Here is a 26,310-nt window from a genome sequence, read left to right as displayed (position 1 = left end):
AAAAAAGCGCAGGAAATTGTCATGAAGCACACTTTTGAGCAGTTGCGCCTCGACTCGGTCTCGCGCAGCTTCACCAATGCGGAAGGGCAGCAGCTCGCCGCGTTGAAGGGCCTCGATCTGAATATCCAGCGCGGCGAGTTCATCGCGCTGCTCGGGCCGTCGGGCTGCGGCAAGTCGACCGCGCTGAACTGCATCGCCGGATTGCAGCCGTTGACCGGCGGCGGCATCTGGCTCGACGACAAGCGCATCGACGTGCTGCCGCCCGAGAAGCGCGGCTTCGGCATGGTCTTTCAGAACTACGCGCTGTTTCCGCATATGTCGGTGCTGGATAACGTCGGCTTCGGCCTCAAGATGCGCGGCGTGTCGAAAGCGGAAGCGACCAAGCGCGCGAAGGCCGCATTGCAGCTCGTGCAGCTGATCGGCCACGACGCCAAGCTGCCCGGCCAGCTGTCCGGCGGCCAGCAGCAGCGCGTGGCGATCGCGCGCGCGATCGTCATCGAGCCGCCGCTCGTGCTGATGGACGAGCCGCTGTCGAACCTCGACACCAAGCTGCGCATCGAGATGCGCGCCGAGATCCGCCGCATCCACGGCAAGCTGGAGCGCGCGACCATCTACGTGACGCACGATCAGGACGAGGCGCTCTCGATGGCCGATCGCATCGTCGTGATGAAGGAGGGCGTCGTGCAACAGGTGGCGTCGCCGAAGGAAGTCTATTCGCGGCCGAAGAACCTGCATGTCGCGCGTTTCATGGGCTTTCGGAATGTCGTGCAGGCGACGCTCGAAGGCACGCAGGGCGAATCGGTCGCGGTGAACGCGAACGGCGTGAAGCTGCTCGGCACGCCGATGGAAGGCTTCGACAGCAAGCGCGTGTCCGTCGCGCTGCGTCCCGAGGACATGGAGCGCGCTGCCCCCGGCGCCGACAATGCATTCGATGCGCACGTCGAAGTGGTCGAATACGGCGGCCGCGATTCGCTCATCATCGTGAACACGGCGTTCGGCAAGCTGTGGGCGCGCATCGCGGGCGAATGCAGCGAAGGCGAGCGCATTTCGCTGCGCGTCGCGCCGTCGAAGACGCTCGTCTACGGAGAAGAAAAATGATCGCGCTTCCCGCGCAGCGCGATCCGAAGGGCTGGCTCGTCGCGCCGGCGCTCATTTTCATTCTCGCGCTGTTCATCTATCCGTTCGCGTACGGGCTGATGCTGTCCTTCAATCCGATGAACGGCGGCGGCATCTGGGCGAACTACGTCACGTTCTTCACCGATTCGTCGATGTGGCCGACGATCGTCGTCACGCTGAAGCTCGCCGTGCCCGCGACGATCATCAACGTGGGCGTGTCGGTGCCGGTCGCGTTCGCGCTGCGCCGCACGTCGCCGTGGCAGAAGTTCGTGACGACGCTGCTCGTCGTGCCGGTGACGCTCGGCACCGTGCTGATCGCCGACGGCATGCTGACCTACTTCAGCCCGAACGGCTGGTTCCCGCAGGCGTTGCAGGCGCTGCATCTGTATGGCGATGAAGTGCGGCTCACGCACAACTACTGGGGCGTGCTGATTTCGCTGATCGTGTCGGGCTTCCCGTTTGCGTTCCTGCTGACGCTGTCGTATGTGACGGGCATCGACCCGACGCTCGCACGCGCCGCCGCGACGCTCGGCGCGAGCCCGTGGCAACAGTTCCGTCAGATCTATCTGCCGCTCCTGCTGCCCGGCCTCACGATGACCGCGTGTCTCTCGTTCGTTCAAGCGTTCTCGGTGTTTCCGTCGGCGGTGCTGCTCGGCGCACCGGCCGGCCCCACGCGCGTGATCTCGATCGCCGCATCGGAGGCCGCGTTCGAGAACTACGATTACGCGCTCGCTTCGACCATCGCGATCGTGATGGGCTTCGTGCAACTGCTCGTCGTGGGCGGCATGCTCGGCGCGCGCCGCTTCTTCTACACGGGTCCGGTGACGGGAGGCAAGGGATAATGACGACCGATAACCGCGCGGCGTCCGGCTGGCAGGCCGGCACGCTGACTCCAAGCACCGGCAAGAACATGAAACAGCAAAGGAGCCTGCGCGACAGGCTATGGAAGTTCTTCGTCTGGACGACGATGGCCTTCTTCCTCATCAACGTGCTGCTGCTGATCGCGACGGTGGCCGTGAATTCGGTGGCCACGCGCTGGTTCGGCACGCTGCTGCCGCAGGGCTTCACGCTGCACTGGTACGCGCAGGCGTGGAGCGACTTCCAGCTTTCGAGCGTGCTGCTCGTGACGCTCGAAGTGGTGGGCGCGGTGGTGCTGCTGTCCATCGCGCTCGGCGTGCCGGCCGCGTATGCGCTCGCGCGCGTGCAGTTCCCCGGCAAGCGTTTCGCGATGCTCGTGTTCCTGCTGCCGCTGATGGTGCCGCCCGTGACCTACGGCATCCCGATGGCGACGGTCATGTACAAGTTCCATCTCGCGGGCACGCTGACCGGCGTGATTCTCGCGAACCTGGTGCCGGCGCTGCCGTTCGTCATTCTCGTGATGACGCCGTTCATCGAGCAGATCGATCCGAATCTGGAATCGGCCGCGCGCATTTTCGGCGCGAACACGTTCCGCTATTTCCGCTACGTGCTGCTGCCGCTGCTCGTGCCGGGCATGCTCGCGGCGGGACTGCTCGTGCTGGTGCGGACCATCGGCATGTTCGAGCTGACCTTCTTCACCGCCGGTCCGACGACCCAGACGCTCGTCGTCGCGCTGTACTACGCGGTGTTCTCGACGGGCGTGCGCGCGCCGCAATCCATCGACGCGATGGCGATGATCTACATGGCCATCACGATGATCTGGGTGCTGATCGCGCTGCAGTTCGTGAGCCCGACGCAGCTCGTGTCGCGCGTGAAGGAACAGAAGCAGTGATGTCCGGCGCGGCCGCGGAATGCGGCCGCGCAGACTTTTTCATACCGAAGCCCCGTCGTGACGAAAATCCGTGAAGTCGTAGAGTTGAACGCCGAGCCGCGCCTGAGCATTTCGAGCGGGCCGCATCTGATCGAAATCGCGCCGGCGGCGGGCGGGCGCATCACGCGCTTCGCCACGCGGGACGAGCGCGGTCTGCACGACTGGCTCGCGCCGGTGACGGTCGCGAGCTGGCCGTGCGACGCGTGGCCGAAGGGCGGAAGCTATCCGCTCGTGCCGTTTTCCAATCGTGTGCGCGATGCGCGCTTTCCGTCGCCGGATGGTTCCGCGGTCGAACTCGCGACGTTTCCCGGCATGGCGCACGCGCTGCACGGCTTCGGCCAGTTCGCGGCATGGGGCGTCGAATTGCAGGAAGCGGATTGCGTCGTGCTGCGCTATGTGCACGGCGAGGGCGAACACGGCTGGCCGTGGGCCTTCGAGGCCGTGCAGATGATCGAGGCGAACGCGGACGGAGCGAGACTGTCGATGCGCGTCGTGAACCGCTCGTCGAGTCCGATGCCGGTCGGCCTCGGGTTTCATCCGTACTTCGGCGCGCAGGAAGCCGAACTCCATACGACGACGCACTGGCGTCACGAAGCGGAAATCGCCATCGAGCCGACCGACGAGCGGCCCGCGCACCGCCACGTGCGGGAAGCGGAAGGCTACACGCGCTATCTGGGCGGCTGGAACGGCCGCGCGACGCTGCGCTACGCCGATGGCCGCACGCTCCAACTGAAAGCCGACGACGCGCTGAGCCACGTCGTCGTGCATTGCCCGGCCGGAGCAGGCTATCTGTGCGTCGAACCGGTCTCGCATGTGAGCGACGGCTTCAATCTCGCGGCACGCGGCTTGGCCGGCACGGGCGTCGCCGTCATCGAGCCAGGTAGTGAAATACAGGCGTCGCTCGTGATGGCAGCCGGCGCGAACCCGGTCCGGCGCGACGGCGGCGCCGCCTGACGCGCGCCTCGACACAGGCGCGCTCGCGGGGCGCCGGGAGGCGCGATGCATTTGCCGGCAATCTCCCCCCGGCGACGAGGCAGGCATCCCTGTTCATGGCGGCACCTCCATCCAGTTTGCGTATCAGCGCGTGAGCGGCATGGAAAAGAACGATTCGACGAGATCGACGATGCGCCAGGTCGCGCAAGGCCGGCGGCAGTGGGCGTCGAAGCCGGCTTCCTTGAGCGTTTGCACCGGATCGGCCGGCCACACGTTGCTCATCGCGACGAGCAGGCGTCCGGTGACGTCGGCGTCCATGCGCAGCGTGCGCAGAAAGACGTAGCCGGAATCGCTGTCGAGACTCGTATCGAGGAGCAGCGCGTGCGGCCGCCAGCTATGCGCCAGCGTGCGCACCGATTTCAAATCCTGCGAATGGATGACCTGCAAGCCTTTCAGCCGGAGTTGGACGGCGAGCGAATCGCCGATCGACTTGTCCTTGTGGGCGATCAGCACGCGGCGCGATGCATCGCCGGTGCGGGCCCGCTTGATACGCCACAACGCGAACTCGCTTTCGTTGTCGGCCAGACGGCTTGACATCTCATCCTCCAGTCTCGTATTGGCTTACGTGGTTGATTCGATTGCCACCAGTGTCGGCCGAACGTGCTTTTCGCTAAACCCGGCACGGGAGGGGAAGCCGGGAATTTCCGGGAGACTGCCGAACCTATCCCTGCGAAAGAGGGGTGGAAGTCACCCGGGGCGCGCGTAATATCTGAACCGTTCTCGGAGCGTCGCAATGGAAAATGGCTATTTCAAAACAGTGTTGCTGGTAGAGGACGAAGGGCTCACCCGGAGCGCCATGAAAAGCCTCATCCTGGCGAACGAGCCCCTGCTCGAAATCGACGAAGCCGATGGATTCGAGCAGGCGAAAGCCAAGCTTTCCGCCAACAACTACGATCTGATGTTCCTCGACTACCATTTGCGCGGCCACGCCACCGGCATGGATCTGCTCAACTGGATCCGCGAGGAAGAGCGCGAGGTTCAGACGATCATGCTGTCGGCGCAGGATGACCGCGACACCGTGCTCGAGTGCATCAAGAACGGCGCGTGCGGATTCATCTCCAAAGGCAGCGAGCAGGGCGCGGGCGTCTTCCGCGAGGCGCTGAAGACGATCCTCAATGGCCGCGTCTACCTGCCGAACACGGTGCTCGGCAAGGGCGGCCACAGTCCGAAGCCGGTCTCGCCGCATGCGGCCGTGACGGTCGAATCGCTCGATCTGCCGCCGCGCCTCACCGAGACGCTGCGCTATCTGCTGCAGGGACTCTCGAACAAGGCGATCGCGCGCAAGATGAACATCAGCGAAAACACCGCCAAGGAATATTCGAGCGATCTGCTCGCGCGCTTTCACGTCACGCGGCGCACCTTTCTGATCGTCGAAATGGCGCGGCGCGGGATCGAAATGCCGATGAGCAACACCTCGTCGGCGGCCTGAGCGCCGGATCAGCTCCCTTTTCCTCGACGCGGGCGCACCGGAAGGGCGTCCGCGTCGTCGCATGTGCGCGGCGTTTTTCTCATCGATCCGAGGAATGCGCGGCGGGATGGTAAGGTAGAGCCCGGACTAATTTTGAGATGGGGTCGGCGTAGGTGATTCGCAGGATGACGTTCATAAAAATGCAAGGTGCCCGCGCGGCATTGACGGTGTCGGCGGCCCTGATTCTGGGCGCATGCGCGCCCCTTCCGCAGCAGAGCGACGCGGACGCGGCGGCGGCGGCTTCCGCCGCATCGGCGGCACAGGCCGCGCAGGCGGCCAGACCGCCCGCGCCACCGACGCCGCCGGGCGAGCAGCGCATCATGGTCGGCACCGCGAACGGCTACCACCTGATGGTCAAGACGACGCCGCCGTCGCAGGTCTGCGACAACGACGCCTTCGCGGACGGCGTGCGCTACGGCTACGCGCTGACGTGGAACCGCCTGGTCGGCGAGGATGTGCGCAGCGGCGGCAAGCCCAGGCGCAAGTTCGACGCGTCCGCGGTCCGTTCCCAGGACGACCAATACAAGATCCAGTGGAACGGCAAGGAGCGCGTCAACGCGTGTGCGTCGGACGGCTATCTGATCGGACGCGTCGTCGGGACGCATCTGGCCGGCGTCGACATGAAGAACGGCAAGCCTTCCTGAATCCGGGAAGCGTCGTCAGTCGCAGGCGTGCGTGGCGGTGACGTAGCGGATTCCGACTGCAACATCGCCGTAGATCGTGTAGCCGGTTCCGTTGGCCGACGCCTGCGCGATCACCAGCACCACCGACTGGCTCGTGTAACCGCCGCTCGGCACCGAAACCGCCTGCGTATCGGCGCTCGGCGAGTATTCGCGCACGCGCCCGGCGATCGGCGTCCATTTCTCCTTCACGCAGCGGATGAAATCGTACGGCTTGGACCGCGACGTGCCCGACCCGATCGGCACGGTCTTGAGCAGGGCGTCGTCCGTGGAGACGCAGGCGCTCAAGGCGGACGCGCCGATTGCAGCGCACAAGACTACGATGATTTTTCTCATGGTTCCGATGCCTCTTTTTATAGGACCCGCTTAAGCTACTGCCCCGTATCAATGTCTGCCCGCAGCGTTTTCGCCCACCGAATCAGCCCGTTTCTCTGACAAACCGTAAGAATATCGCGACCGGTCGTTCGCACGTTCCGCGGTGCCCGGCGAGCGGCGCCAGATACTAATACAGGCTTTCGATCCGTAGTTTTCCCAATATTAGTCAAGTCGGGTCAACCTTCGCCGTTATATAGGCGTTTCATGCTTTGAAGCCTTTTGTATGGCGCGAGCGCGGGCGGCGGGAGCCGAAGTGGCGCTCTCCGACCGCGTGTCGTGCGCGGGTCCCCGATAACCGTGATGTACGTTGCCTTCGACCGTTCGCGGCCGATACGCAGCGTGAGCCAGTTTGATAGAACGCATGTCTCGCACAAAGTTGCTCGCCCGGCTTCGCGCCATTTCCGCTTCCGGACGCCCGTCCGGCGGCTCTGATCTTCAGCGGCTCGCCGCGCCCGTGCTCACGGTCGTCATCTGCGTGCTGCTGCTCGTGGTCTTCCAGCATCTGTCGCGCTCGGTCGATTACAAATCGGTCATCCACTCGCTGCGCATGATGACGCCGCAAGCCTGGCTCGCGGCGCTGTTCGCGACCGCGCTGTCGTTCGCGGCGCTCGTCGGGCGCGATGCGGTCGGGCTGCGTCACATCGGCGTGGCCGTGCCGCGCTCGCTGCTGTGGGTCGGCGCGACGGTCGGGTCGGCGCTCGGCAACGTGACGGGCTTCGGCGCGCTGACGGGCGGCGCGGTGCGTTGCCGCGTGTACGGCGCGGCCGAGGTCACGCCGGCGCAGGTCGGCCGCCTGACGATCTTCACCAGCGTGACACTCGCGCTGTCCCTCGCGTTCATGGCCGCGGCCGGCATGCTGTTCGGCGCAGGCATGCTCTCCGGCATGATGCATCTGCCGCCGGCCGCGCTGCGCGTGACCGGCGCGGCGCTCCTCGCCGTGTTCGCCGCGATGGTCCTGCTCTGCGGCCGCGAGCCGCGCACGCTGCGTTCGCGCTGGAAGTGGCTCGCGTTCACCGTGCCCGCGCGGCGCGATTTCGTCGCGCAGGCCGCGCTGGCGGTCGTCGACGTCTTCGGCGCCGGGCTCGCGCTCTGGGCGCTCCTGCCGAGCCCGCAAGTCGGCTTCGGCGAATTCATGACGGTGTTCTCCGCGGCGATGCTGCTCGGGATGATCGGCCATACGCCGGGCGGCGTCGGCGTGTTCGAGGCGGCGATGGTCTTCGCGCTCGGCGGCAGTGCCCGGACGCCGGACGTGCTGGCCGCGCTGCTCGCATATCGCGCGATCTACTTCGGCCTGCCGCTGATCCTCTCCGCCGGCGTGATGGCGGCGTTCGAAGGCCGCGCGCTGAAAGGGCGCTTCGGCTTTCTGAAGCCGCGTCACATGTCGCAGCTCGCGCCGCTTTTCCTTTCGATCATCACGTTCGCGGCGGGCTCGATGCTCGTCATCTCGGGCGCGACGCCCGCGTTCAAGATGCGCATCGCGGTGTTGCAGACCATCGTGCCGCTGTGGGTGCTGGAGAGCTCGCAACTGCTCGGCTCCGTGCTCGGCGTGCTGCTGCTCTTCGTCGCGCGCGGCCTGATGCGCCGGCTCGATGCCGCCTGGTGGCTCGCGCTGATTCTCGCCGTGGCGAACCTCGCGCTGTCGCTCGCGAAGGGGCTCGCGTTCGTCGAAGTGGGCGTGCTGGCCTTTCTCATCGTGTTGCTCGTCCTGACGCGCGAGCGCTTCAACCGCCGCTCGTCGCTGTTCGCCGAGCGCTTCACCGCGACGTGGCTGATCTCGATCGGCGTCGTGATGGCGCTCGCCGTCTGGATCATGTTCTTCGCCTTCCGCGACGTGCCGTACAGCGGCGATCTCTGGTGGCAGTTCGCCTTCGACGAGCGTGCTCCGCGGGCATTGCGCGCGACGCTCGCGGCGGCGGTGGTCGCACTGGCGTTCGCGCTCTGGCAACTGCTGCGCCCGGCGGCGGGCCGCTTCGTGAAGCCCGCGCCGCAGGATCTCGCGGATGCCGCGCGCATTTTCCGCGCGCAGGAGCGCAGCGACGCCGGCCTCGCAATGATGGGCGACAAGAGCTTTCTCTTCTCCGAATCGCGCGAAGCTTTCCTGATGTACGCGAAGCATGGCCGCACATGGGCTGCGCTGCACGATCCGGTCGGTCCGCGCTGCGAATGGGCCGAGCTGATCCGCAAGTTCGTCGAGCTCGCGCACGCGCACAACGGCCGCGCGGCGTTCTATCAGGTGCGCGCCGATGCGCTGCCGCTCTACCTCGACGCCGGTCTCACGCTGATGAAGCTCGGCGAGGAAGCGCACGTCGCGCTGTCCGAATTCGATCTGAAGGGCTCGCACCGCTCGCATCTGCGCTATGCGCTGAAGCGCGGCGAACGCGACGGCTTCGATACCGAAGTGATCGGACCGCAGCGCATCGCCGACAGCATGCCGACGCTGCGCAAAATTTCCGACGACTGGCTCGAAAGCCGCTCCGCGCGCGAAAAGAGCTTCTCGGTCGCGGCGTTCAACGAGGAATATCTCGCGGCGCAATCGGTGCTGCTCGTGCGTCAGCAGGGCGAGCCGGTCGCGTTCGTCACCTTCATGACGACGGACATGAACACCGAGGCGACCGTCGGCGTGATGCGCCATGTCGCGCAAGCGTCGCCGTACGCGATGGAATACCTGTTCACGAAGCTCGCGCTGCATCTCAAGGAAGCGGGGTTCAAGTCGCTGTCGCTCGGCATCGCGCCGCTGTCGGGGATGGAACCGACGCCGCTCGCATCGCACTGGCATCGTCTCGCCGGGCTGGTGTGGCGCTTCGGCGGCCGTTTCTACAACTTCCGCGGATTGCGCGGATTCAAAAGCAAGTTCCAGCCGCGCTGGGAGCCGCGTTATCTGGCGGCGTCCGGTTCGGTCGGCGTATTTTTCACTTTGGCGGATCTTTCGCTCCTCGCGGGCGGTTGGCGTTCATGAAATTCCTTTGCAAGAAAGCGGCGGCCCGGCTCGTGGCCGCCGTGTGCGGTCTCTCCCTGCTCGGCATGGCGCACGGCGCCGAGACGATTCCCGGCGGCCGTTACGGCCAGGTCACGCTCGTGAAGCCCGCCGGCCCCATGACCGGTTTCGTCGTGCTGTTTTCCGAGAAGAGCGGCTGGACGCCGGCCGATCAGCAGGCCGCCGACGCGCTCGCCGCGAAGGGCGCGATGGTCATCGGCGTCGACACGATGAAGTACGCGGCGCAGCTCAAGGCCGACAAGACCGAGAAGTCCTGCCACAACCTCGTCGGCGATGCGGAGAACATGAGCCATCAGCTCGAACGCACGGTGCAGACGAATCACTATCACGCGCCGATTCTCGTCGGCACGGGGCAGGGCGCGATTCTCGCGGAAAGCGCACTGAAACAGGCGCCGGACAACACGGTCGCGGGCGCGGTGTCGCTCGCGGCGGATCCCATGCTCGACGCGCGTTTCGATCCGTGCGCGCCGGATTCGACCATCATCCACGCGAAGGGTTTGCCGGGCTTCTTCGAATACACCGCAGTGCTTGAGCCGAACCGCTCGAAGGCCGATGCGCTCGTCGCGATGACGGCGCCGCATCTGAAGAAGGCCGAGCCCGCGACGGAGAACGATGTCTCCGATCTGCCGCTGATCGAACTGCGCGCCGCGCAGCCGACCGATCTGCTCGCGATCGTCATTTCCGGCGACGGCGGCTGGCGCGATCTCGACAAGACGATGGCGCTCGCACTGCAGAAAGACGGCGTGTCGGTGATCGGCATCGACTCGCTGCGTTACTTCTGGAGCGAGAAAACGCCGCAGCAGACGGCCAACGATCTCGCGCGCGTGATCCGCACGTACAACGCGCGATGGCATACGAGCCATGTGGCGCTCGTCGGCTATTCGTTCGGCGCGGACGTGATGCCGTTCGCCTACAACCGTCTGCCGGACGCGGTGCGCGAGCAGGTTTCGTATATTTCGCTGATGGGCTTCTCGCCCGCGGCGGATTTCCAGATCCGGGTGACGGGCTGGCTCGGCATGCCGGCGAGCGACAAGGCGCTGAAGGTGCGGCCGGAACTCAACAAGCTGCCGCCGGCGATGGTGCAATGCATCTACGGCGAGAAGGAGGAGGACACGTTGTGTCCGCAGCTTACGAAGACGGGGATCGAAGTGGTGAAGCTGCCCGGCGATCATCACTTCGGCGGCGATTACGATGCGCTCGCGCGCCGCATTCTGGCGGGTTGGAGGAAGCAGATCGCGGCGCGGCAGGGTTAAGGAGACCGAGCGCCACATGCCGGCTTGAACATCCGCTGTACCATGTGCGCACTCGCCCAACGGAGTCCGGCATGTCCCTGATCGACCATCTCGACCACGTGGTGCTCACCTGCGTCGACGTCGAGGCGACTCAGCGCTTCTACGTCGACGTCCTGCAAATGAAGCTCGAAACCTTCGGCAACGGCCGCATGGCGTTTCGCTTCGGCAATCAGAAGATCAACCTGCATGTGCGCGGCTCGGAGTTCGAGCCGAAGGCGCATCTGCCGGTGCCGGGCGCGCTCGACCTGTGCTTCATCGCCGCGGTGCCGCTCGACCAGGTGATCGAGCGGCTCGCGCGGATGAACGTGCCGGTCATCGAAGGCCCGGTCGAACGCACGGGCGCGACGCGCAAACTTCGCTCCGTCTACGTGCGCGACCCGGACTACAACCTGATCGAGATTTCCGAATTCATTTGAGCGGGCCGAGATAGTCCCGCTTGCCGATCGGCGCGCCGAGATGGCGCAGGATGTCGTGCGTCGTCACGACGTGGAAATAGAAGTTCGGCAATCCGAATCCGAACAGATAATCGTCGCCCGAAAACGAAGGCGAGAAGTCCGGAAACTTCAGCGTGACGGTGCGCGTTTCGCAGCCGGCGAGCGCCGACTTGTCGATGCTCTTCAGGAACGCGATCGTCTTCTCGATGCGCGCCTGCAGCGCCGGAAAGCTGTCCTCGTCGTCCTCGAAGCGCGGCGCCTCGACGCCCGAAAGCCGCGCCGCCGAGAGCTTCGCGGTGTCGCTCGCGCGCTGGATCTGCGCGGCGAGCGGCAGCATGTCGGGCGCGAGGCGAGCGTTGATCACATCGGCGTGGGCGAGGCCTTTTTCGTCGGCGAAGGCGGCGCCCTTTTTAAGCAGATCCGCGCACACTTCGAGTCCGCGGATGAAAACGGGAATCGACGCGCGATACATCGTGAGAGACATGGGATTGCGCTCCTTGAGTTTTCGTTTCGACAGCGACAGGGGACACAAGCATAGCGCCGGGCCGATTTGCCTGCTCGATTCGGCCGGTCCGTTTCAAGAGCCGGACGGCGCCGCATGCCGCGCTTCCCAGGCGCGCAACTCCGCCTCATAGCGCTCGAGCGCTTCCTCATAAAGATCGTAGACGCACGGATTGCAGCCGCTCTGACAGCAATCCTCCGGCAACGGACGCTCGGGCGGCGTCGGGCGCGGATCGTCGGCGGGGGCGTCGTTGTCGGTCATCGGAAAGGGAAGGGCGTGATCGGTTCATTGTGCATCGGCTTCGCCGGACGGGCGCGAGCGGCTAGACTTTGGCTGCGGATGACACCGCGCCCGATGCGATACTGCGCCGGGGCGGCGATCCCGCCCGTCATCACGTCGATCGGACCGAGGAATTCCCGCGATGAATCAGATCGTCAAGCTCGCGATCTCCGGCGCGCTCGCGAGCGCCGTGCTGGCCGGCTGCGCCGTGCCGCCGGAAACGCCGGGCGGTTCCGGCCAGACGGGCCAGGGCGATCAGGCCACTCAGCGCGCTGCGAGTGCCTGGAGCGCCGAAATCCGCCGCACGCAAGACGGCATTCCGCATATCCGCGCGGCCGACTGGGGCAGCCTCGGCTTTGGTTTCGGCTACGCGCAGGCGCAGGACAACCTGTGCACGCTCGCCGACGGCTTCATCACGTATCGCGGCGAGCGCTCGGCGTATTTCGGGCCGGACGCGCGCCCGCCCTCGGCCGCGACTTTCGGCCAGCCGCGCAACATCGACGCCGATTTCTTTTTCCGTCTCGTCGGCGACCCGGCGGCGATCGAGCGATACCGTGCCGCGCAGCCGGCCGAGGTGCGCAGTCTGATCGACGGCTTCGCGAGCGGCTACAACCGCTATCTCGACGATCTCAACGCGGGCAAGGCTCCGAACGCGCATGCGGCGTGCCGGGGCCAGCCGTGGGTCGGCAAGATCGGCGCCGACGACATCTATCTGCGGCTCATCGCGGCCAATCTCGCGGGCGGCTCGGCGCGCTTCGTCACGCCGATCGCGACGGCGCATCCGCCGAAGCCGGGCGCAGCCGCACCGCGCGGCGGCGATTCGCCCGCGGCACCTGAAGCATCGCAAACCGCGCTCGATGCGTTGCGTTATCCGATCGGCGAGCATCCCGGCATCGGCAGCAATGCGCTCGCGTTCGGCGCGCCGATCACGCGTGACAAGCGCAGCATTCTCTTCGGCAATCCGCACTGGTTCTGGCGCGGCCCCGACCGTTTCTATCAGGCGCAACTGACGATTCCCGGCCAGTTGAACGTCGCAGGCGTGTCGTTTCTGGGCATGCCGCTGATCGTGCTCGGCTTCAACGAGAACATCGCGTGGACGCATACGGTGTCGAGCGCGCGGCGCTTCGGCATCTTCCAATTGACGCTCGATCCCGCCGATCCGACGCGTTATCTCGTCGACGGTCAGGGCGAAGCGATGACGCCCGTCGCGCTCACCGTGCGCTCGCGCCGCGCCGACGGCTCGTACGAATCCGTGTCGCGCACGCTGTATCGGACGCGCTTCGGGCCGGTCGTCGATCTGTCCGCCATGGCGCAAGGCCTCGGCTGGAGCGCGCAGCGCGCCTATGCGCTCGCCGACGTGAACGTCGACAACACGCGCGCGTTCCAGAACATATTCGCGTGGAACCAGGCGCACTCGCTCGTCGATTTCATGGCGATCCAGAAACGCTACGCCGCGACGCCGTGGGCGAACACCTTCGCGATCGGACGCGGCGACGAGCGCGTCTGGTTCGCCGACATCGGCCCGATTCCCAATGTGCCCGACGCGCTCGCGGAGTCGTGCACGACGCCGCCGGGCCGCGCGTTCGCCGGCCGCGTGCCGGGCGTGCCGTTCCTCGACGGCTCGAAGAGCGCGTGCGCGTGGCGCGTCGATCCGGCGAGCGCGCAGCCGGGCGCGCTGCCCGTCGAGCAGCTGCCGAACATCGTGCGCGGCGATTATGTCGGCAACTTCAACGACAGCTACTGGCTCACGAATGCGAATGCGCCGCTGTCGGGCTACCCGCGCATTACGGGCGCGACGCGCGTCGAGCAGTCGCTGCGCACGCGCTACGGCCATCTGCTCGCCGCGCGCCTGCAGCGCGAGCGCGGCGGCGTGACGCGCGAGGCGCTCGAATCGACCGTGCTGGAGACCCACTCGATGTCCGAGCGGCTCTTTCGCCAGCCGCTGCTCGACGCCGTCTGCACGGTCAACGAGGCGGTCGGTCCGCTGCACGAGCCGTGCGAAGTCTTGCGCCGCTGGAACGGCACGGCGGATATCGACGCGCGCGGTGCGAACCTGTGGGACGAGTTCTGGCTGCGTGTGACGCGCATCGCGCCCGAGCGGCTGTACGAGTCCGGCTTCGATCCGTCCAAGCCGCTCTCGACGCCGGGCGGTTTCAATGTCGGCAATCCGTCCGTGCTACAGGATTTGCGCCAGGCGCTCGGCGGCGCGGCGCTCGCGCTGACGTTGAACGGCTTCGCGCTCGATTCGCGGCGCGGCGACATTCTTTACACGGAGCGCCGCGGCGCGCGCGTGCCGCTCTACGGGGGCTGCGACGAAGCGGGCTATTTCACGATCGTGTGCGCGCGGCGTCCGCTCGATGCGAAGGGCTATCCGATGGACGCGAGCGGCCAGGGCGACAGCTACGTGCAGGTCGTCACGTTCGGCGCGAACGGCGTGGAAGCGGACACGATGCTGTCGCATTCCGAATCGGACGATCCGGCTTCGCCGCACTCCGGCGACGCGACGCGCGCGTTCGCGGCGAAACGCTGGTCGCGCTTTCCGTTCACCGAGCAGGCGATCGATGCGGACCCGGTGGTGACGCGTGTCGTCGTGTCCGGCGCGCGCGAAGGCGGCTCGACCGCGCCCGCGCGTTGAAAAAATTCACGCAAAAGGGGCAGACGCGCCGCGCGGCCGGTCGAGCCGAAGGCAAATCCCGTCTATGATTTGAGTTTGCTCGAATGGAACTACGGTCATGACTATCGGCGACAGCACGCAACACGGCGAAGCGGTACGCCTCGATTCCGCCGCGCTGCGGGATTTCGTGGATCGCAAATGGAACGACGAGATCGTGCCCGCACTGACCGACTACATCGCGGTGCCGGCGAAGAGCCCGATGTTCGACCGCGACTGGGCCCGCCACGGCTTCATCGAGCGCGTGGTCACGGATGCGGTCGACTGGATCAAAACGCAGCCGGTCAAAGGTCTGAAGGTCGAAATCGTGCGCTTGCCCGAGCGCACGCCGGTGATCTTCTTCGAAGCGCCCGCCACGCGCTCCGGCAGCACGGAAACGGTCGTGCTGTACGGCCATCTCGACAAGCAGCCGGAGTTCGAAGGCTGGCGCAGCGATCTCGGCCCATGGACGCCGAAGCTCGAGGACGGCAAGCTCTATGGCCGCGGCGGCGCCGACGACGGCTATGCCACCTACGCCAGCATCACCGCGCTCGCGGCGCTGGACGCGCAGGGCGTCGAGCGGCCGCGCTGCGTCGGCATCATCGAGACGTGCGAGGAATCGGGCAGCTACGACCTTTTGCCGTACATCGACGCGCTGCGCAGCCGCCTCGGCGACGTCGGCCTCGTGATCTGCCTCGACTCCGGAGCGGGCAACTACGATCAGCTCTGGCTCACGACGTCGCTGCGCGGTCTCGTCGCCGGCGATCTCGAAGTGCAGGTGCTCGACGAGGGCATTCACTCGGGCGGCTACGGCGGCATCGCGCCGTCGGCGTTCCGCATCATGCGGCAGCTGTTCGAGCGCCTCGAAGATTCCGGCACCGGCAATCTGCTGCCGGAAGGCTTTCACTGTCAGATCCCGATGCTGCGCCGGCGCGAAGCCGAAGCGACGGCGCGCATTCTCGGCGACGACGTCTGGAAAAAGCTGCCGTGGAGCTGCGGCCAGGACGGCGGCAGCGTCCTGCCCACCACGACCGATCCGCGCGAAGCGCTGCTCAATTCGACCTGGCGTCCGTCGCTGACGGTGACGGGCGCGTCCGGCCTGCCGCCGCTCGCGGATGCGGGCAACGTGCTCGCGCCGCGCACGGCGTTCAAGCTGTCGCTGCGCCTGCCGCCGCTCGTCGACGCGGCGAAGGCGGTGCTGCAACTGCAAAGACTGCTCGAAACGGAGCCGCCGTATAACGCGAAGGTCACGTTCAAGCCGGAAGCGGGCGCGGCCACCGGATGGAATGCGCCGGATCTCGCGCCGTGGCTGCGTTCGTCGCTGAACGAGGCATCGAAGCGTCACTTCGGCGCGGATGTTGCCTACATCGGGCAGGGCGGCACGATTCCGCTGATGAATACGCTGAAGGAAGGCTTCCCGCGCTCGCAGTTCATGGTCTGCGGCGTGCTCGGCCCGAAATCGAACGCACACGGTCCGAACGAATTCCTGCACGTGCCCTATGCAAAGAAGCTGACGGCCTCCGTCGCGGAAGTGATCGCGGCGGCGCCCTGAGCGGCACGGACCTTTCGGTTTGCCAGCAAGCCCGGCTCGGCCGGGCTTTTTTTCGCCCGTCTTCAGCGATTTTGTAAAAACAAACTGGTAAGGCCAGTTGATCGTCTGTAAAGTGATAGGCCCGCGCGCGTCTCAAAAAAGGGGAACGCGCAAGACATCAACTACGGAGACAAGTGCCGCAATGAACGCATCCCCCACGTCCACCTATTCCGCCAACGAACAGCGCATCGCCGCCGACACGCTGCACGCCTATGTCCGCGCGATCTGGGAATATGCCGGCAGCGCGTCGCGCGAGGCGGAGCTGGTCGCGGATCACCTCGTGATGTCGAATCTGTCGGGCCACGACTCGCACGGCGTCGGCATGATCCCGCGTTACGTCGCGTCGCTCGGCGAAGGCCAGCTGAAGCTCAACACGCACGCCGACATCGTGCGCGACGCGGGCGCGGTGCTGACCGTCGACGGCCGCAAGGGCTTCGGCCAGGTCGTCGCTTACGAGGCGATGGAGCACGGCATCGAGCGCGCGAAGAAGCTCGGCGTGTGCGCGGTGGGCCTGCGCAACGCGCATCACATCGGGCGGATCGGACATTGGGCCGAGCAATGCGCGAAGGCGGGGCTCGTGTCGTTCCACTTCGTGAACGTGGCGGGCGATCCGCTCGTCGCGCCGTTCGGCGGCATCGACCGGCGCTTCGGCACGAACCCGTTCTGCGCGGCCTATCCGCGCGACGGCAAGACGCCGCTCGTGCTGGACTTCGCGACGGCCGGCATCGCGTACGGCAAGACGCGCGTCGCATACAACAAGGGCGTGAAGGTCGCGCCGGGCATGCTGCTCGATCACGCAGGCAAGCCGACGATCGAGCCGAAGGTGATGCACGAAGAGCCGTTCGGCTCGCTGACCGCGTTCGGCCTGCACAAGGGCTCGGGGCTCGCGGCGCTGTGCGAGATTTTCGGCGGCGCGCTTTCGGGCGGCTATACGACGCACGAGGACACGCTGGAGAAGTCGAACGCGATCATCAACTGCATGACCTCGGTGATCGTCGATCCGAACGCGTTCGACGCGCCCGCCGCGCAAGCGGAAGCCGAAGCGTTCCTCGAGTGGATGAAGGCGTCGCCGCGCGCCGAGGGCATCGACGCGATCTACGCGCCGGGCGAACCGGAAGAGGCGCGCCGCGCGGAGCGCACCGCGAACGGCATCGCGATCGATCCGACGACGTGGAAGCAGATTCGCGATTCGGCGGTCAAGTCGGGCATGCCGGCAGCGGAAATCGAGAAGTTCGCGAGCGCGCTGAAGTAATTTTTTGGACGCGCGGACGCGGCAAATTGGTCAAGCCAGTTTGCCGCGTTTTCGTTTTTATCGGGCGATGAGGTCCTTCGCGATCCACTCGATCACCGACGTGCGCTTCGGCTGCCAGCCGAGGATTTCGCGCGTGCGCTTGCTGCGCACGCGGCTATTCGAGCCGAGACCGTACGACGCCATTTCGTAACCCCATTCCTTGATCGCTTCCTCGAGCGGCCAGTCTTCCGGTCCGCGCAGATCGAGCGCCTTCGCGATGGCCGTGGTCATGTCGCGGAATTGCGCCTCGCCGCTTTCGACGAAGTAGAACGTGCCCGCAGGCGACTTCTCCAGCGCAAGACGGTAGACATCGACGACATCGTCGATATGCACGTTCGACCAGATATTCAAGCCGCGTCCCACATGGCGCACGATGCCGCTCTTCTTCGCCTGGCGCTCCAGCCGCGGCAACTGCACGCTCGCCGTATCCGGCATCGCGCCATGGCCGTAGATCAGCGTGTTGCAGAGCACCACCGAGCGCACGCCGCGCTTGGCCGCGCCGAGGATGAGATTGTCGATGGCGACGCGCGGCGCCTTGTCGGGCGTCGGCTCGGGCAAATCGTCCTCGGTGTAGATCGTGTCCGATGCCTCGCCGCCCGACGCATCGCCGACGATGCTCGATCCGCTCGTATGCAGGAACGGCTTGTTCGAGCCTTCGAGCGCGCCGATTAGCGCTTCGACCGCGCCGCGATGATCGCTGCTCGCCGCGTTGATGACCGCGTCGGCCTCGCGGGCTTCGCTGGCGAGAAGCGCCGTGTCGTCCAGGCTGCCGATGACCGGCTCGATGTTCAGGCGTTTCAGCGCGTCGGCCTGCTCCGCGCGGCGGATGAGTCCGCGCACGCGATGGCCGTCGCGCGCGAGCCCCGCCGCGATCGATCCGCCGATGAAGCCGCCCGCGCCCGTGATGAAGATGTTCATGTTCCTGCTCCGTTGAGTGTTCAAACTTCGATGAACACAGTATCGTCTGCTTCGACTTTCGCAAAAACAGTGGTAGTCTCAAATGAACCTTGACTCAGAGTCAATAATTTGAAAACCAACACGGACGAACTGCTCGTCTTCGCCACGGTGATCGACAGCGGCTCGATGACAGCCGCGGCCGAAGCGCTCCAGCAGACCGTCTCGGGCGTGAGCCGCACGCTGACGCGTCTGGAAAAGAAGCTCGATGCGACCCTCGTGCGGCGCACGACCCGCCGTCTGCAACTGACCGACGAGGGCGAACTCTTCCTTGCGCGCGCCCGGGCGATTCTCGCGGCCATGGAGGATGCCGAGGAAGCGATGGCGCGGCATCGCGAACGGCCGGCAGGCAGGCTGCGCGTGGACGCGGCGTCGCCCTTCGTGCTTCACTGCATCGTGCCGCACGTGAAGGCGTTCGCGGCGTCGTATCCGGAAATCACGCTGGAGCTGACGAGCAACGAGCGCATCGTGGATTTGCTGGAGCAGCGCGTCGATATCGCGATTCGCATCGGCGCGTTGCAGGATTCCACCTTGCATGCTCGCGCGCTCGGCAGCAGCCGTCTGCGGGTGATGGCGAGTCCGGCGTATCTCGCGGAGCACGGCGAGCCGCGCGACATCGAAGACCTGATGCGCGCGCGTCTGATCGGCTTCACCGCACCGGAAAGCCTGAACGACTGGCCGCTCTCCGACACACGCGAAGGCCGCAATGCTTCGTTCGTGTCGATACGCCCGGCGGTTGCGGCATCGAGCGGCGAGACGATCAGGCAGCTCGCGCTCGACGGCGGCGGGATCGCGTGCCTCGCCGAGTTCATGACCGCCGCGGACGTGCGCGCGGGCCGCTTGCGCACGATCCTCGACGATATCCTCGAAGACGTGCGCCAGCCGATCAACGCGGTCTTTTATCAGAGCGAGTCGATGGCGGCCCGCTCGCGCGCTTTCCTCGACTTTCTCGCGAGCCGGCTCGCGCCGTAGTTCTCCACCTACCCAAACTTCATCCGACCATGCCACCGATCGAACTCATCAACGCGCCCGGCCTGCCGATTCCGGCGGGCCACTACAGCCACGCGACGCGCGCCGGCAATCTCGTCTGCGTGTCCGGCCAGTTGCCGATCCGCCCGGACGGCACGCATACCGGCGAGCTGCCGTTCGAAGCGCAGGCGGAGCAGACGCTCTCCAATCTGCGCACCGTGCTCGAAGCGGCGGGCGCGAGCTTCGAGGACTGCATCGAGGTGACGGTGTATCTCGTCGGCGTCGAGCACTGGAAGGCGTTCAACGAGATCTACGCGCGCCACTTCGGCGAGTGGAAGCCGGCGCGCGCCGTGGTGCCCGTCGGCGCGCTGCATTACGGCTACTTGCTGGAAATCTCGGCGCGCGCGTGGGTCGAGCGTAAGTAGCGGCTAGGCCAGATCCAGCGACTTCGTCAGATCGCCCAGCGGCGCCTGGCCGCTCGCGGCGAACGCCCGATCCCGTGCGGCGACGCCGCCGAGCGGCGTGAGGTCGTGCACGCGCGAAATGAAGCGCAGGATCGAGTTCGTGTCGTACACGGTGTGATCGACGTAGCCCTTCTTCGCGAACGGCGATATCACGAGCGCCGGAATGCGCGAGCCCGGCCCCCAGCGGTCTCCCTTCGGCGGCGAGACGTGGTCCCACCAGCCGCCGTTCTCGTCGACGGTGACGATCACCACCGTGTTCTGCCACTGCGGCGCGCGCTGGATATGCTCGATCACCTTCGAGATATGCCGGTCCCCCGACGCGATATCCGCGTAGCCCGCGTGCATGTTGAGATTGCCTTGCGGCTTGTAGAACGTGACGGCGGGGAGGCGGCCCGCGTCGATGTCGGCGAGCAGCTTGTTCGTCGTCGGATCGTCGCCGAGACCCGCGTCGCGCAGATGCATGGCCCGCGCCGCCGTGCCCGGCGCGAAGTTCGCGAAGTAATTGAACGGCTGATGGTGGTACTGGAAATCGGGCACCGCGCCGGTGTCGCGATGCTCCAGCGCGTACTGCCAGGCGCCGCTGTACCACGCCCAGTCGACGTTCTTGTCCGACAGGCGATCGCCGATGGTCGCGTAAGTCTGGGGCGGCAGCACGAGCGCGTTCGAACGGTCCGCGTAGCGCGGGTCGCCGCCTTTGGGGGGCGGCACGTTGCTCGGCTGGTAGGGCGGGAACATCGTGTTGACCGCGTAGCCGTCGGCGGTGAGGGCGCCGTCGCGCGCGAACTTGGGTGGCCCTTCGAGCGCGGACTTCGGAGAATCCGGCGCGAGCTTCAGACGCGAGCCCGTGGGATCGTCGCCTTCGACGACCGCGAGCAGCTTCGCCGCCGGGCTGCCCTTCGCATCCGGATAGAAGGGCGCCTGCGCGGAAATCAGAAAGATGTGGTTCAGCCACGACCCGCCGAACGCCGACATGAAGAAGTTGTCGCAGAGCGTGTATTGCTGCGCGAGCCCCCAGAGCCTCAGCGTGTCCGGCGAATTCCGGTAATGGCCCATGACGAGCCCGCCCGAATCGCCCCACGCCGCGAACTGGTTGTTGCGCCCGGCGTTGATCTGCATCTGGTTCTGATAGAAGCGATGCACGAGATCGCGCGTGATGACCGAATTCGGCAGCGGCGCGCCATGCGCGTCCATGATCTGGAAGGGCGCGTTGCGCAGATTGCCGATCTGCTGCTCGGTGATGGCGTAGCGCTTGCCGTCGATTTCCTGCGCCTGCGGCACGAGCCCGCCCCAGATTTTCGGCAGCGTGGGCATCGGCGTGAGGCCGTCTCGGTCCAGTTGCGTGTAAAGCGATGCCGGCACGGCCGAGAGCGGAGATTGCACGCCCGGATAGTTGCCGTAGAGATTCGTGAAGCTGCGGTTCTCCGCATAGATCACGACGATGTGCTTCACCTGTGTCGCGAGCGTGCGGTCGAGCGCGAGATCGGCGGTGGTTTTCGGGGTGGCAGGCTTCTGCTCGAACAGGTTGCACCCGCCGAGCGACAGGCCCGCGATGCCCACGCCTGCCGCGAGGAGCCGCCGCCGCGCGGGGTCTGCCGGTGCGTCGCTGGCCGGTGTGTCGTGGCTGGAGGGAAGCTCGTTTTGCGGATGGTCGTTCTCATTCATCGCCTGACTCCTCGTGAACACGCGGCGCACGCCCCGATGACGCGCGCCTGCACTATCGACGCCGAAAGATGACGCGCCCGTTAGCCCCATTAGCCCCATTGGCCAATTACCCGGCGCTCCGACTCGACCGCGTTGCTGCTCGCGGCTAGCTGAGTGGGGATAATGCCGCATCGCTCCGCCGCGTGAAACCCGGCCGAACGGCATAGGCAAAAAAACGCAACGACATGTGAATCGGCCTATGTCTTCTGGCCGACTGGAAAGCGCGAACGACCGTGACTAACATCAACTGAACACGAGCTTTGCTCCGACGAGAACCAGCGTCGCGGCAAGCACGTGGCGCAGCAGCGCTTCCGGCGCCTTGGAGGACAGCGCGCTGCCGATGGCGATGCCCGGAATCGAGCCCACGAGGAGCGAGGCGAGCAGGGACCAGTCGACGGAGCCGAGCATCCAGTGGCCCGCCCCGGCAATCAGCGTGAGCGGCACCGCGTGCGCCACGTCCGAGCCGACGATACGCACCGTCGCGAGACGCGGATAGAGCAGAAGCAGCACCGTCACGCCGATTGCGCCGGCGCCCACGGACGTGATCGAAACGAGCACGCCGAGTATCGCGCCGGTGAGAACCGTCCAGGCAGCGGTGCGTACCGGGTGTTCGGGGCGGCCGTGGCCTTTCTTGTAGGCGAGACGCGCGAGCTGCGGCCGGAAGATCAGTGAAATGGCGGTGATGAGAAGCGCGGTGCCGAGAATCAACTGGATGAGTCGCGCCGTGCCGGGCGCCGTGATGCCGTGCGCGTGCAGGAAATACAGCGTGATCGCCGCCGCCGGCACGCTGCCGGCCGCGAGCCGGCCGGTGATGCGCCAGTCGACCGAGCCCTTGATGCCGTGCACGAGCGTGCCGGCCGTCTTGGTCGCCGCAGCGTAAAGCAGGTCGGTGCCCACGGCGGTCGCCGGGTGAATGCCGAACAGCAGCACGAGCAAGGGCGTCATCAGCGAGCCGCCGCCGACGCCCGTCAGGCCGACCAGGAAGCCCACCGCGAGCCCTGAGGCAGAATAGAGTAGATCGATATGCGGAAATGACATTGCGCGCGGAGAACCCGTCAGGCGTGGTTGGGTCGAAAAACCGTCGATGATAGCGGGTAAGCGGCCCGCTTGCTGCATGAAAGCAACGCACGACCGGGCGGGAAGGGCTGTGCCGGGACCTCAGGCGCGCTCCGATGCGGCTCACGAACACCCTTCAGATTACTTTCAGGAAGGTGCAATGGATAACCACGAACAGACGCAGCAACAGACGCAACAGCAGCAGCAACAGGCGCAGCAGCCGGCGCAAGTCGCGGACGATGCGTTCATTCCCACCGAGCACGCCAACATGGCGAGCGAACGCCAGTTCGTGCTGAAGTCCGGCAATACCTTTGCCGTGTACGACGCGAACGGCGACATCCGCGGCGGCGACGACGGCCTTTTCGTCAACGACACGCGGGTGCTGTCCGAGCTCGTGCTGACCTTCGGCGGGCGCGCGCCGTCGCTGCTCTCGGGCAGCGTATCGAGCGACAACGCTGTGTTCACCGCGCACCTCACCAACCGTCCGCTGCCGCCGATCGGCGGGGCGCGCACGCCCGAAGGCGTGATCCACGTCGAGCGCAAGCGGGTGCTGTCGGGGCACGTGCTGCACGAGAGCATCGTGCTCACCAATTACGGCATGGAGCCGTCCACCGTGCCGCTTTCCATTTCATTCGCCGCGGACTTCCTCGATATGTTCGAGGTGCGCGGCGCGAAGCGCGGCAAGCGCGGCACCTTACGGCCGCCGATGGTCGAGAACGGCGAGGTCGTGCTGCGCTATGTCGGCCTGGACGAAGTCGAGCGCACCGCGCGCATCCAGTTCACGCCCGCGCCCGACGTGCTTTCGCCGACGCGCGCCGATTACGCACTGCATATCCAGTCGGAGACGGCGATCTCCGTGTATCTGTCGGTGACGGCGGTCACGCTCGCGCTCAGCGACGCCAGCGAGGAAAGCAAGCGCAACGCCGCCGAAGCGGCGGAATGCGCGCCCGAATCCGGCCGGCCCGCGATCCGCGAAGCACTCGTCGATGCGCACCGGCGCATGCGCGACAGGCGTCGTGCGAGTGCGCGCGTGCGGTCGAGCAATCCGCTTTTCAGCGAATGGATCGACCGTTCGCTCGCGGATCTCGGTCTGCTCACCACCGATCTCGAAACCGGCCCGTACCCGTACGCGGGCATCCCGTGGTTTTCGACCGCCTTCGGCCGCGACGCGATCATCACGTCGCTCCAGATGCTGTGGCTGCATCCGACGCTCGCGCGCGGTGTGCTGCGTTTTCTCGCCGCCAATCAGGCGCGCGAGGACTCGGCGTTCCGCGATGCCGAGATCGGCAAGATCATGCATGAGACGCGCAAGAGCGAAATGGCCGCGACGGGCGAGGTGCCGTTCGCGCTCTACTACGGCGGCGTGGACAGCACGCCGCTCTTCATCGTGCTGGCGGGTGCCTATGCCGAACGCACCGGCGACCGCGCGCTGATCGATGAAATCTGGCCGGCGCTGCAACTCGCGGCGCAATGGGTTGCGCGCCATTGCGACAAGAATCCGCAAGGCCTGCTCGACTATCAGCGCGCGTCGGAGCACGGCCTCGCGAATCAGGGCTGGAAGGATAGCCAGGATTCGGTGTTCCACGCGGACGGCCGGTTCCCGATCGGCCCGATCGCGCTCGTCGAAGTGCAGGCGTACGCGTCGACCGCATTCTCGACCATGGCGCGCCTTGCCCGCGAGCGCGGCGAGGATGAGCGCGCGCGCGACTTCGAGCGGCGCGCGCGCCACATCCGCGAACGCGTCGAAGAGATGTACTGGATGCCGGACATGGAGTTCTACGGCATCGCGCTCGACGGCAAAGGGGAACTGTGCCGTGTGCTGTCGTCGAACGCGGGGCATCTGCTCGCCTTCGATCTCGTCGAGCGCAAGCGGGGCGAGGCTGTCGCGCGCCAGCTCGAATCGACGCTCTTTCACACCGGCTGGGGCGTGCGAACGCTTGCGGCGGGGCAGCCGCGCTTCAATCCGATGTCGTATCACAACGGCTCGGTTTGGCCGCACGACACGGCGCTGTGCGCGCGCGGCCTTGCGCGTTACGGCGATCGCGGCGCGGCGGTCGGCTTGCTGCAGTCGCTGTTCGAGGCGGCGGTCACCTTCGATATGCGCCTGCCGGAGCTCTTCTGCGGATTCACGCGCCAGCGCGGCGAGCGGCCGATCGCGTATCCGGTCGCGTGCCTTCCGCAGGCGTGGGCGGCGGGCGCGCCGTTCATGATTCTGGAAGCGTGTCTCGGCGTGACCGTCGACGCCGTCAATAATGAAGTGCGAATCGATCGGCCCGAGTTGCCGGAGGGCATCGACTGGCTGGAGATCGGCGATCTGCGCCTCGGCGACAAGAACGTGACGATCACGTTCCGGCGCGTCGGCGGGCAAGTGGTTCCGTCGGTAGATGGAGACGCGCGGGTCGTCGCGGTGCTTTGATGCGAAAAACGCACGGCGCCATCGCGGCGCCGTGCGTGACCTTCGTTAAACCGCCACGCTGCCGACGTAATTCTCGGCGAGCGCGGTGGCCGCCGCGCGCGACGTCGTCACGTGCTCGAGTTCCGCCACTTGCAGGCGCTGCTCGAAGGGCGACGTGTCGTCGAGCTTGTGGAGCATGCGCGTCATCCACCACGAGAAGTGCTCGGCGCGCCATACGCGCTTCAACGCCGTCTCGGTATAGCGCGCGAGCTTCTCGCCGCTGCCTTCCTGGTAGAAGTCGAGGAGCGCGGCGTTGAGCACGCGCACGTCCGAGACCGCGAGGTTCAGCCCCTTCGCGCCGGTCGGCGGCACGATGTGGGCGGCGTCGCCGGCGAGGAAGAGCTTGCCCGACTGCATCGGCGTGGAAACGAAGCTGCGCATGCCGACGATGTTCTTCTGGAAGATCTTGCCTTCCGTGATCTGCCAGCCATCGGCGGTATCGACGCGTGCGTGCAGTTCGGCCCAGATGCGGTCGTCGGACCAGGCATCGACGGAATCCTTCGGGTCGCATTGGAAGTACATGCGCTGCACGCCCGGCGAGCGCGTGCTGATGAGCGCGAAGCCGCGGTCGTGGCGCGCGTAGATGAGTTCATCGGAAGAGGGCGGCGCTTCGACCAGAATGCCGAACCAGCCGAACGGATAGATGCGCTGATAATCCTGGCGGACCGCTTCGGGAATCGACTGGCGCGAGACGCCCTGCGAGCCGTCGCAGCCGATGATGAAGTCGCACTCCAATTCCTCGTCGCGGCCTTCGTGCTGATACTTGATGCGCGGCTTGCGGTCGCTGCCTTCCTGGAAATCGTGCAGCGACACGTTCGACACGTTGAATTTCAGCGCGCCATTGGCCGCGATGCGCGCTGCGACGAGATCCTTGATGACTTCGTGCTGCGCATAGACCGTGATCGAGTGCCCGGTCAGCTCGGTCAGCGCAATGCGGCGGCGCTGACCTTCGAACGCGAGCTCGAAGCCGTGATGCAGCGCGCCTTCCGCCTGCATGCGCGCGCCGAGACCGGCCTGATTGAGCGTGTCCATCGTGCCTTGTTCGAGCACGCCGGCGCGGATCGTCGATTCGATGTCGTTCTGGCTGCGCGCTTCGAGCACGACCGATTCGATCCCGCGCAGATGAAGCAGATGAGAGAGAAGAAGCCCGGCGGGGCCCGCGCCGACGATACCGACTTGAGTACGCATAGTTGTCTCCGGGAGGCAGTGGTGATGTTGTGCGTACAGTGTCGGCAGAGCGGCCTTATGCCGCAACG

At 66.2% G+C, this 26,310-nt stretch carries 23 protein-coding genes; 15 read left to right on the top strand and 8 right to left on the bottom strand.

Annotated elements, in window-relative coordinates:
* Positions 1 to 21: 21 nt before the first annotated feature.
* From AWB78_RS10670 to AWB78_RS10655, 4 genes are read left to right on the top strand one after another with little or no spacing between them, the layout of a single operon-like run.
* Positions 22 to 1,098, top strand: a complete 1,077-nt coding sequence (locus AWB78_RS10670) for an ABC transporter ATP-binding protein (RefSeq protein ID WP_062604537.1) — start codon at positions 22 to 24, stop codon at positions 1,096 to 1,098.
* Positions 1,095 to 1,958 (top strand): ABC transporter permease, encoded by an 864-nt coding sequence (locus AWB78_RS10665; protein WP_062604536.1) that lies wholly within the window; start codon positions 1,095 to 1,097, stop codon positions 1,956 to 1,958. Before AWB78_RS10670 ends, AWB78_RS10665 begins: the two co-directional genes overlap by 4 nt.
* A complete protein-coding gene (locus tag AWB78_RS10660) occupies positions 1,958 to 2,866 on the top strand; it encodes an ABC transporter permease (protein WP_062604535.1) in 909 nt (302 codons plus the stop codon). The genes AWB78_RS10665 and AWB78_RS10660 overlap by 1 nt, the downstream gene beginning before the upstream one ends.
* Before the next feature lie 57 nt (positions 2,867 to 2,923).
* The gene (locus AWB78_RS10655; RefSeq protein WP_062604534.1) at positions 2,924 to 3,859 is read left to right on the top strand and encodes an aldose epimerase family protein; all 936 of its coding nucleotides are present in this window, start codon (positions 2,924 to 2,926) and stop codon (positions 3,857 to 3,859) included.
* Positions 3,860 to 3,982: 123 nt separating this feature from the next.
* Here the strand turns inward: AWB78_RS10655 and AWB78_RS10650 are convergent, their stop codons facing one another.
* Positions 3,983 to 4,435 (bottom strand): response regulator, encoded by a 453-nt coding sequence (locus AWB78_RS10650; protein WP_062604533.1) that lies wholly within the window; start codon positions 4,433 to 4,435, stop codon positions 3,983 to 3,985.
* Positions 4,436 to 4,631: 196 nt separating this feature from the next.
* On the opposite strand from AWB78_RS10650, the gene AWB78_RS10645 reads away from it, so the two are divergent.
* Positions 4,632 to 5,327: a response regulator transcription factor gene (locus tag AWB78_RS10645; RefSeq protein ID WP_062604532.1), complete on the top strand. Its 696-nt coding sequence runs from the start codon at positions 4,632 to 4,634 to the stop codon at positions 5,325 to 5,327.
* A 164-nt stretch (positions 5,328 to 5,491) separates the two neighbouring features.
* Positions 5,492 to 6,010 (top strand): hypothetical protein, encoded by a 519-nt coding sequence (locus tag AWB78_RS10640; protein WP_062604531.1) that lies wholly within the window; start codon positions 5,492 to 5,494, stop codon positions 6,008 to 6,010.
* A 15-nt stretch (positions 6,011 to 6,025) separates the two neighbouring features.
* Here the strand turns inward: AWB78_RS10640 and AWB78_RS10635 are convergent, their stop codons facing one another.
* Complete coding sequence (locus AWB78_RS10635) at positions 6,026 to 6,382, bottom strand: hypothetical protein (RefSeq protein WP_062604530.1); 357 nt, start codon at positions 6,380 to 6,382, stop codon at positions 6,026 to 6,028.
* Between the two features lie 400 nt (positions 6,383 to 6,782).
* Here AWB78_RS10635 and mprF point away from each other — a divergent pair, with 400 nt between their 5' ends.
* The 3 genes from mprF (at position 6,783) to AWB78_RS10620 (ending at position 11,124) form a co-directional block, all read left to right on the top strand.
* Entirely contained in the window at positions 6,783 to 9,377 is a 2,595-nt protein-coding gene (gene mprF, locus AWB78_RS10630) for a bifunctional lysylphosphatidylglycerol flippase/synthetase MprF (RefSeq protein WP_096031771.1), read from the top strand.
* Entirely contained in the window at positions 9,374 to 10,669 is a 1,296-nt protein-coding gene (locus tag AWB78_RS10625) for a virulence factor family protein (protein WP_062604624.1), read from the top strand. Before mprF ends, AWB78_RS10625 begins: the two co-directional genes overlap by 4 nt.
* 71 nt (positions 10,670 to 10,740) lie before the next feature.
* Complete coding sequence (locus AWB78_RS10620; RefSeq protein WP_062604528.1) at positions 10,741 to 11,124, top strand: VOC family protein; 384 nt, start codon at positions 10,741 to 10,743, stop codon at positions 11,122 to 11,124.
* On the opposite strand, the gene AWB78_RS10615 is transcribed toward AWB78_RS10620, so the two are convergent.
* On the bottom strand, positions 11,117 to 11,626 hold the full coding sequence (locus AWB78_RS10615) for a DUF1993 domain-containing protein (RefSeq protein WP_062604527.1): 510 nt from the start codon (positions 11,624 to 11,626) through the stop codon (positions 11,117 to 11,119). The genes AWB78_RS10620 and AWB78_RS10615 overlap by 8 nt on opposite strands.
* Before the next feature lie 93 nt (positions 11,627 to 11,719).
* Positions 11,720 to 11,905, bottom strand: a complete 186-nt coding sequence (locus AWB78_RS10610; protein ID WP_062604526.1) for an oxidoreductase-like domain-containing protein — start codon at positions 11,903 to 11,905, stop codon at positions 11,720 to 11,722.
* Between the two features lie 160 nt (positions 11,906 to 12,065).
* Between AWB78_RS10610 and AWB78_RS10605 the strand changes: the two genes are divergently transcribed.
* The 3 genes from AWB78_RS10605 (at position 12,066) to AWB78_RS10595 (ending at position 17,416) form a co-directional block, all read left to right on the top strand.
* A complete protein-coding gene (locus AWB78_RS10605) occupies positions 12,066 to 14,558 on the top strand; it encodes a penicillin acylase family protein (protein ID WP_062604525.1) in 2,493 nt (830 codons plus the stop codon).
* A gap of 97 nt (positions 14,559 to 14,655) precedes the next feature.
* A complete protein-coding gene (locus AWB78_RS10600) occupies positions 14,656 to 16,125 on the top strand; it encodes a M20 family metallopeptidase (RefSeq protein WP_062604524.1) in 1,470 nt (489 codons plus the stop codon).
* A gap of 181 nt (positions 16,126 to 16,306) precedes the next feature.
* On the top strand, positions 16,307 to 17,416 hold the full coding sequence (locus tag AWB78_RS10595; RefSeq protein ID WP_062604523.1) for a malate/lactate/ureidoglycolate dehydrogenase: 1,110 nt from the start codon (positions 16,307 to 16,309) through the stop codon (positions 17,414 to 17,416).
* Between the two features lie 57 nt (positions 17,417 to 17,473).
* Here AWB78_RS10595 and AWB78_RS10590 read toward each other — a convergent pair whose 3' ends face one another.
* Positions 17,474 to 18,373: an NAD-dependent epimerase/dehydratase family protein gene (locus AWB78_RS10590; RefSeq protein ID WP_062604522.1), complete on the bottom strand. Its 900-nt coding sequence runs from the start codon at positions 18,371 to 18,373 to the stop codon at positions 17,474 to 17,476.
* 108 nt (positions 18,374 to 18,481) lie between these two features.
* Here AWB78_RS10590 and AWB78_RS10585 point away from each other — a divergent pair, with 108 nt between their 5' ends.
* Complete coding sequence (locus AWB78_RS10585; RefSeq protein WP_062604521.1) at positions 18,482 to 19,381, top strand: LysR family transcriptional regulator; 900 nt, start codon at positions 18,482 to 18,484, stop codon at positions 19,379 to 19,381.
* A gap of 29 nt (positions 19,382 to 19,410) precedes the next feature.
* A complete protein-coding gene (locus tag AWB78_RS10580; protein ID WP_062604520.1) occupies positions 19,411 to 19,803 on the top strand; it encodes a RidA family protein in 393 nt (130 codons plus the stop codon).
* A gap of 3 nt (positions 19,804 to 19,806) precedes the next feature.
* Here AWB78_RS10580 and AWB78_RS10575 read toward each other — a convergent pair whose 3' ends face one another.
* Together AWB78_RS10575 and AWB78_RS10570 are read right to left on the bottom strand one after the other, a co-directional pair.
* Positions 19,807 to 21,504, bottom strand: coding sequence for an acid phosphatase (locus AWB78_RS10575; RefSeq protein ID WP_062604623.1), 1,698 nt, complete (start codon positions 21,502 to 21,504; stop codon positions 19,807 to 19,809).
* Between the two features lie 282 nt (positions 21,505 to 21,786).
* Positions 21,787 to 22,581: a sulfite exporter TauE/SafE family protein gene (locus AWB78_RS10570; protein WP_062604519.1), complete on the bottom strand. Its 795-nt coding sequence runs from the start codon at positions 22,579 to 22,581 to the stop codon at positions 21,787 to 21,789.
* A 178-nt stretch (positions 22,582 to 22,759) separates the two neighbouring features.
* Here AWB78_RS10570 and AWB78_RS10565 point away from each other — a divergent pair, with 178 nt between their 5' ends.
* Positions 22,760 to 25,015, top strand: a complete 2,256-nt coding sequence (locus tag AWB78_RS10565; protein ID WP_062604518.1) for an amylo-alpha-1,6-glucosidase — start codon at positions 22,760 to 22,762, stop codon at positions 25,013 to 25,015.
* Positions 25,016 to 25,060: 45 nt separating this feature from the next.
* Here AWB78_RS10565 and AWB78_RS10560 read toward each other — a convergent pair whose 3' ends face one another.
* Positions 25,061 to 26,242: a 4-hydroxybenzoate 3-monooxygenase gene (locus AWB78_RS10560; protein WP_062604517.1), complete on the bottom strand. Its 1,182-nt coding sequence runs from the start codon at positions 26,240 to 26,242 to the stop codon at positions 25,061 to 25,063.
* Positions 26,243 to 26,310: the final 68 nt, after the last annotated feature.

The organism is Caballeronia calidae (genome assembly GCF_900044055.2).
In the GTDB taxonomy this organism is placed as follows: Bacteria; Pseudomonadota; Gammaproteobacteria; order Burkholderiales; family Burkholderiaceae; genus Caballeronia; species Caballeronia calidae.
The sequence above is the reverse complement of the archived record's forward strand: the minus strand, read 5'-3'. Positions and strand labels throughout refer to the sequence as shown.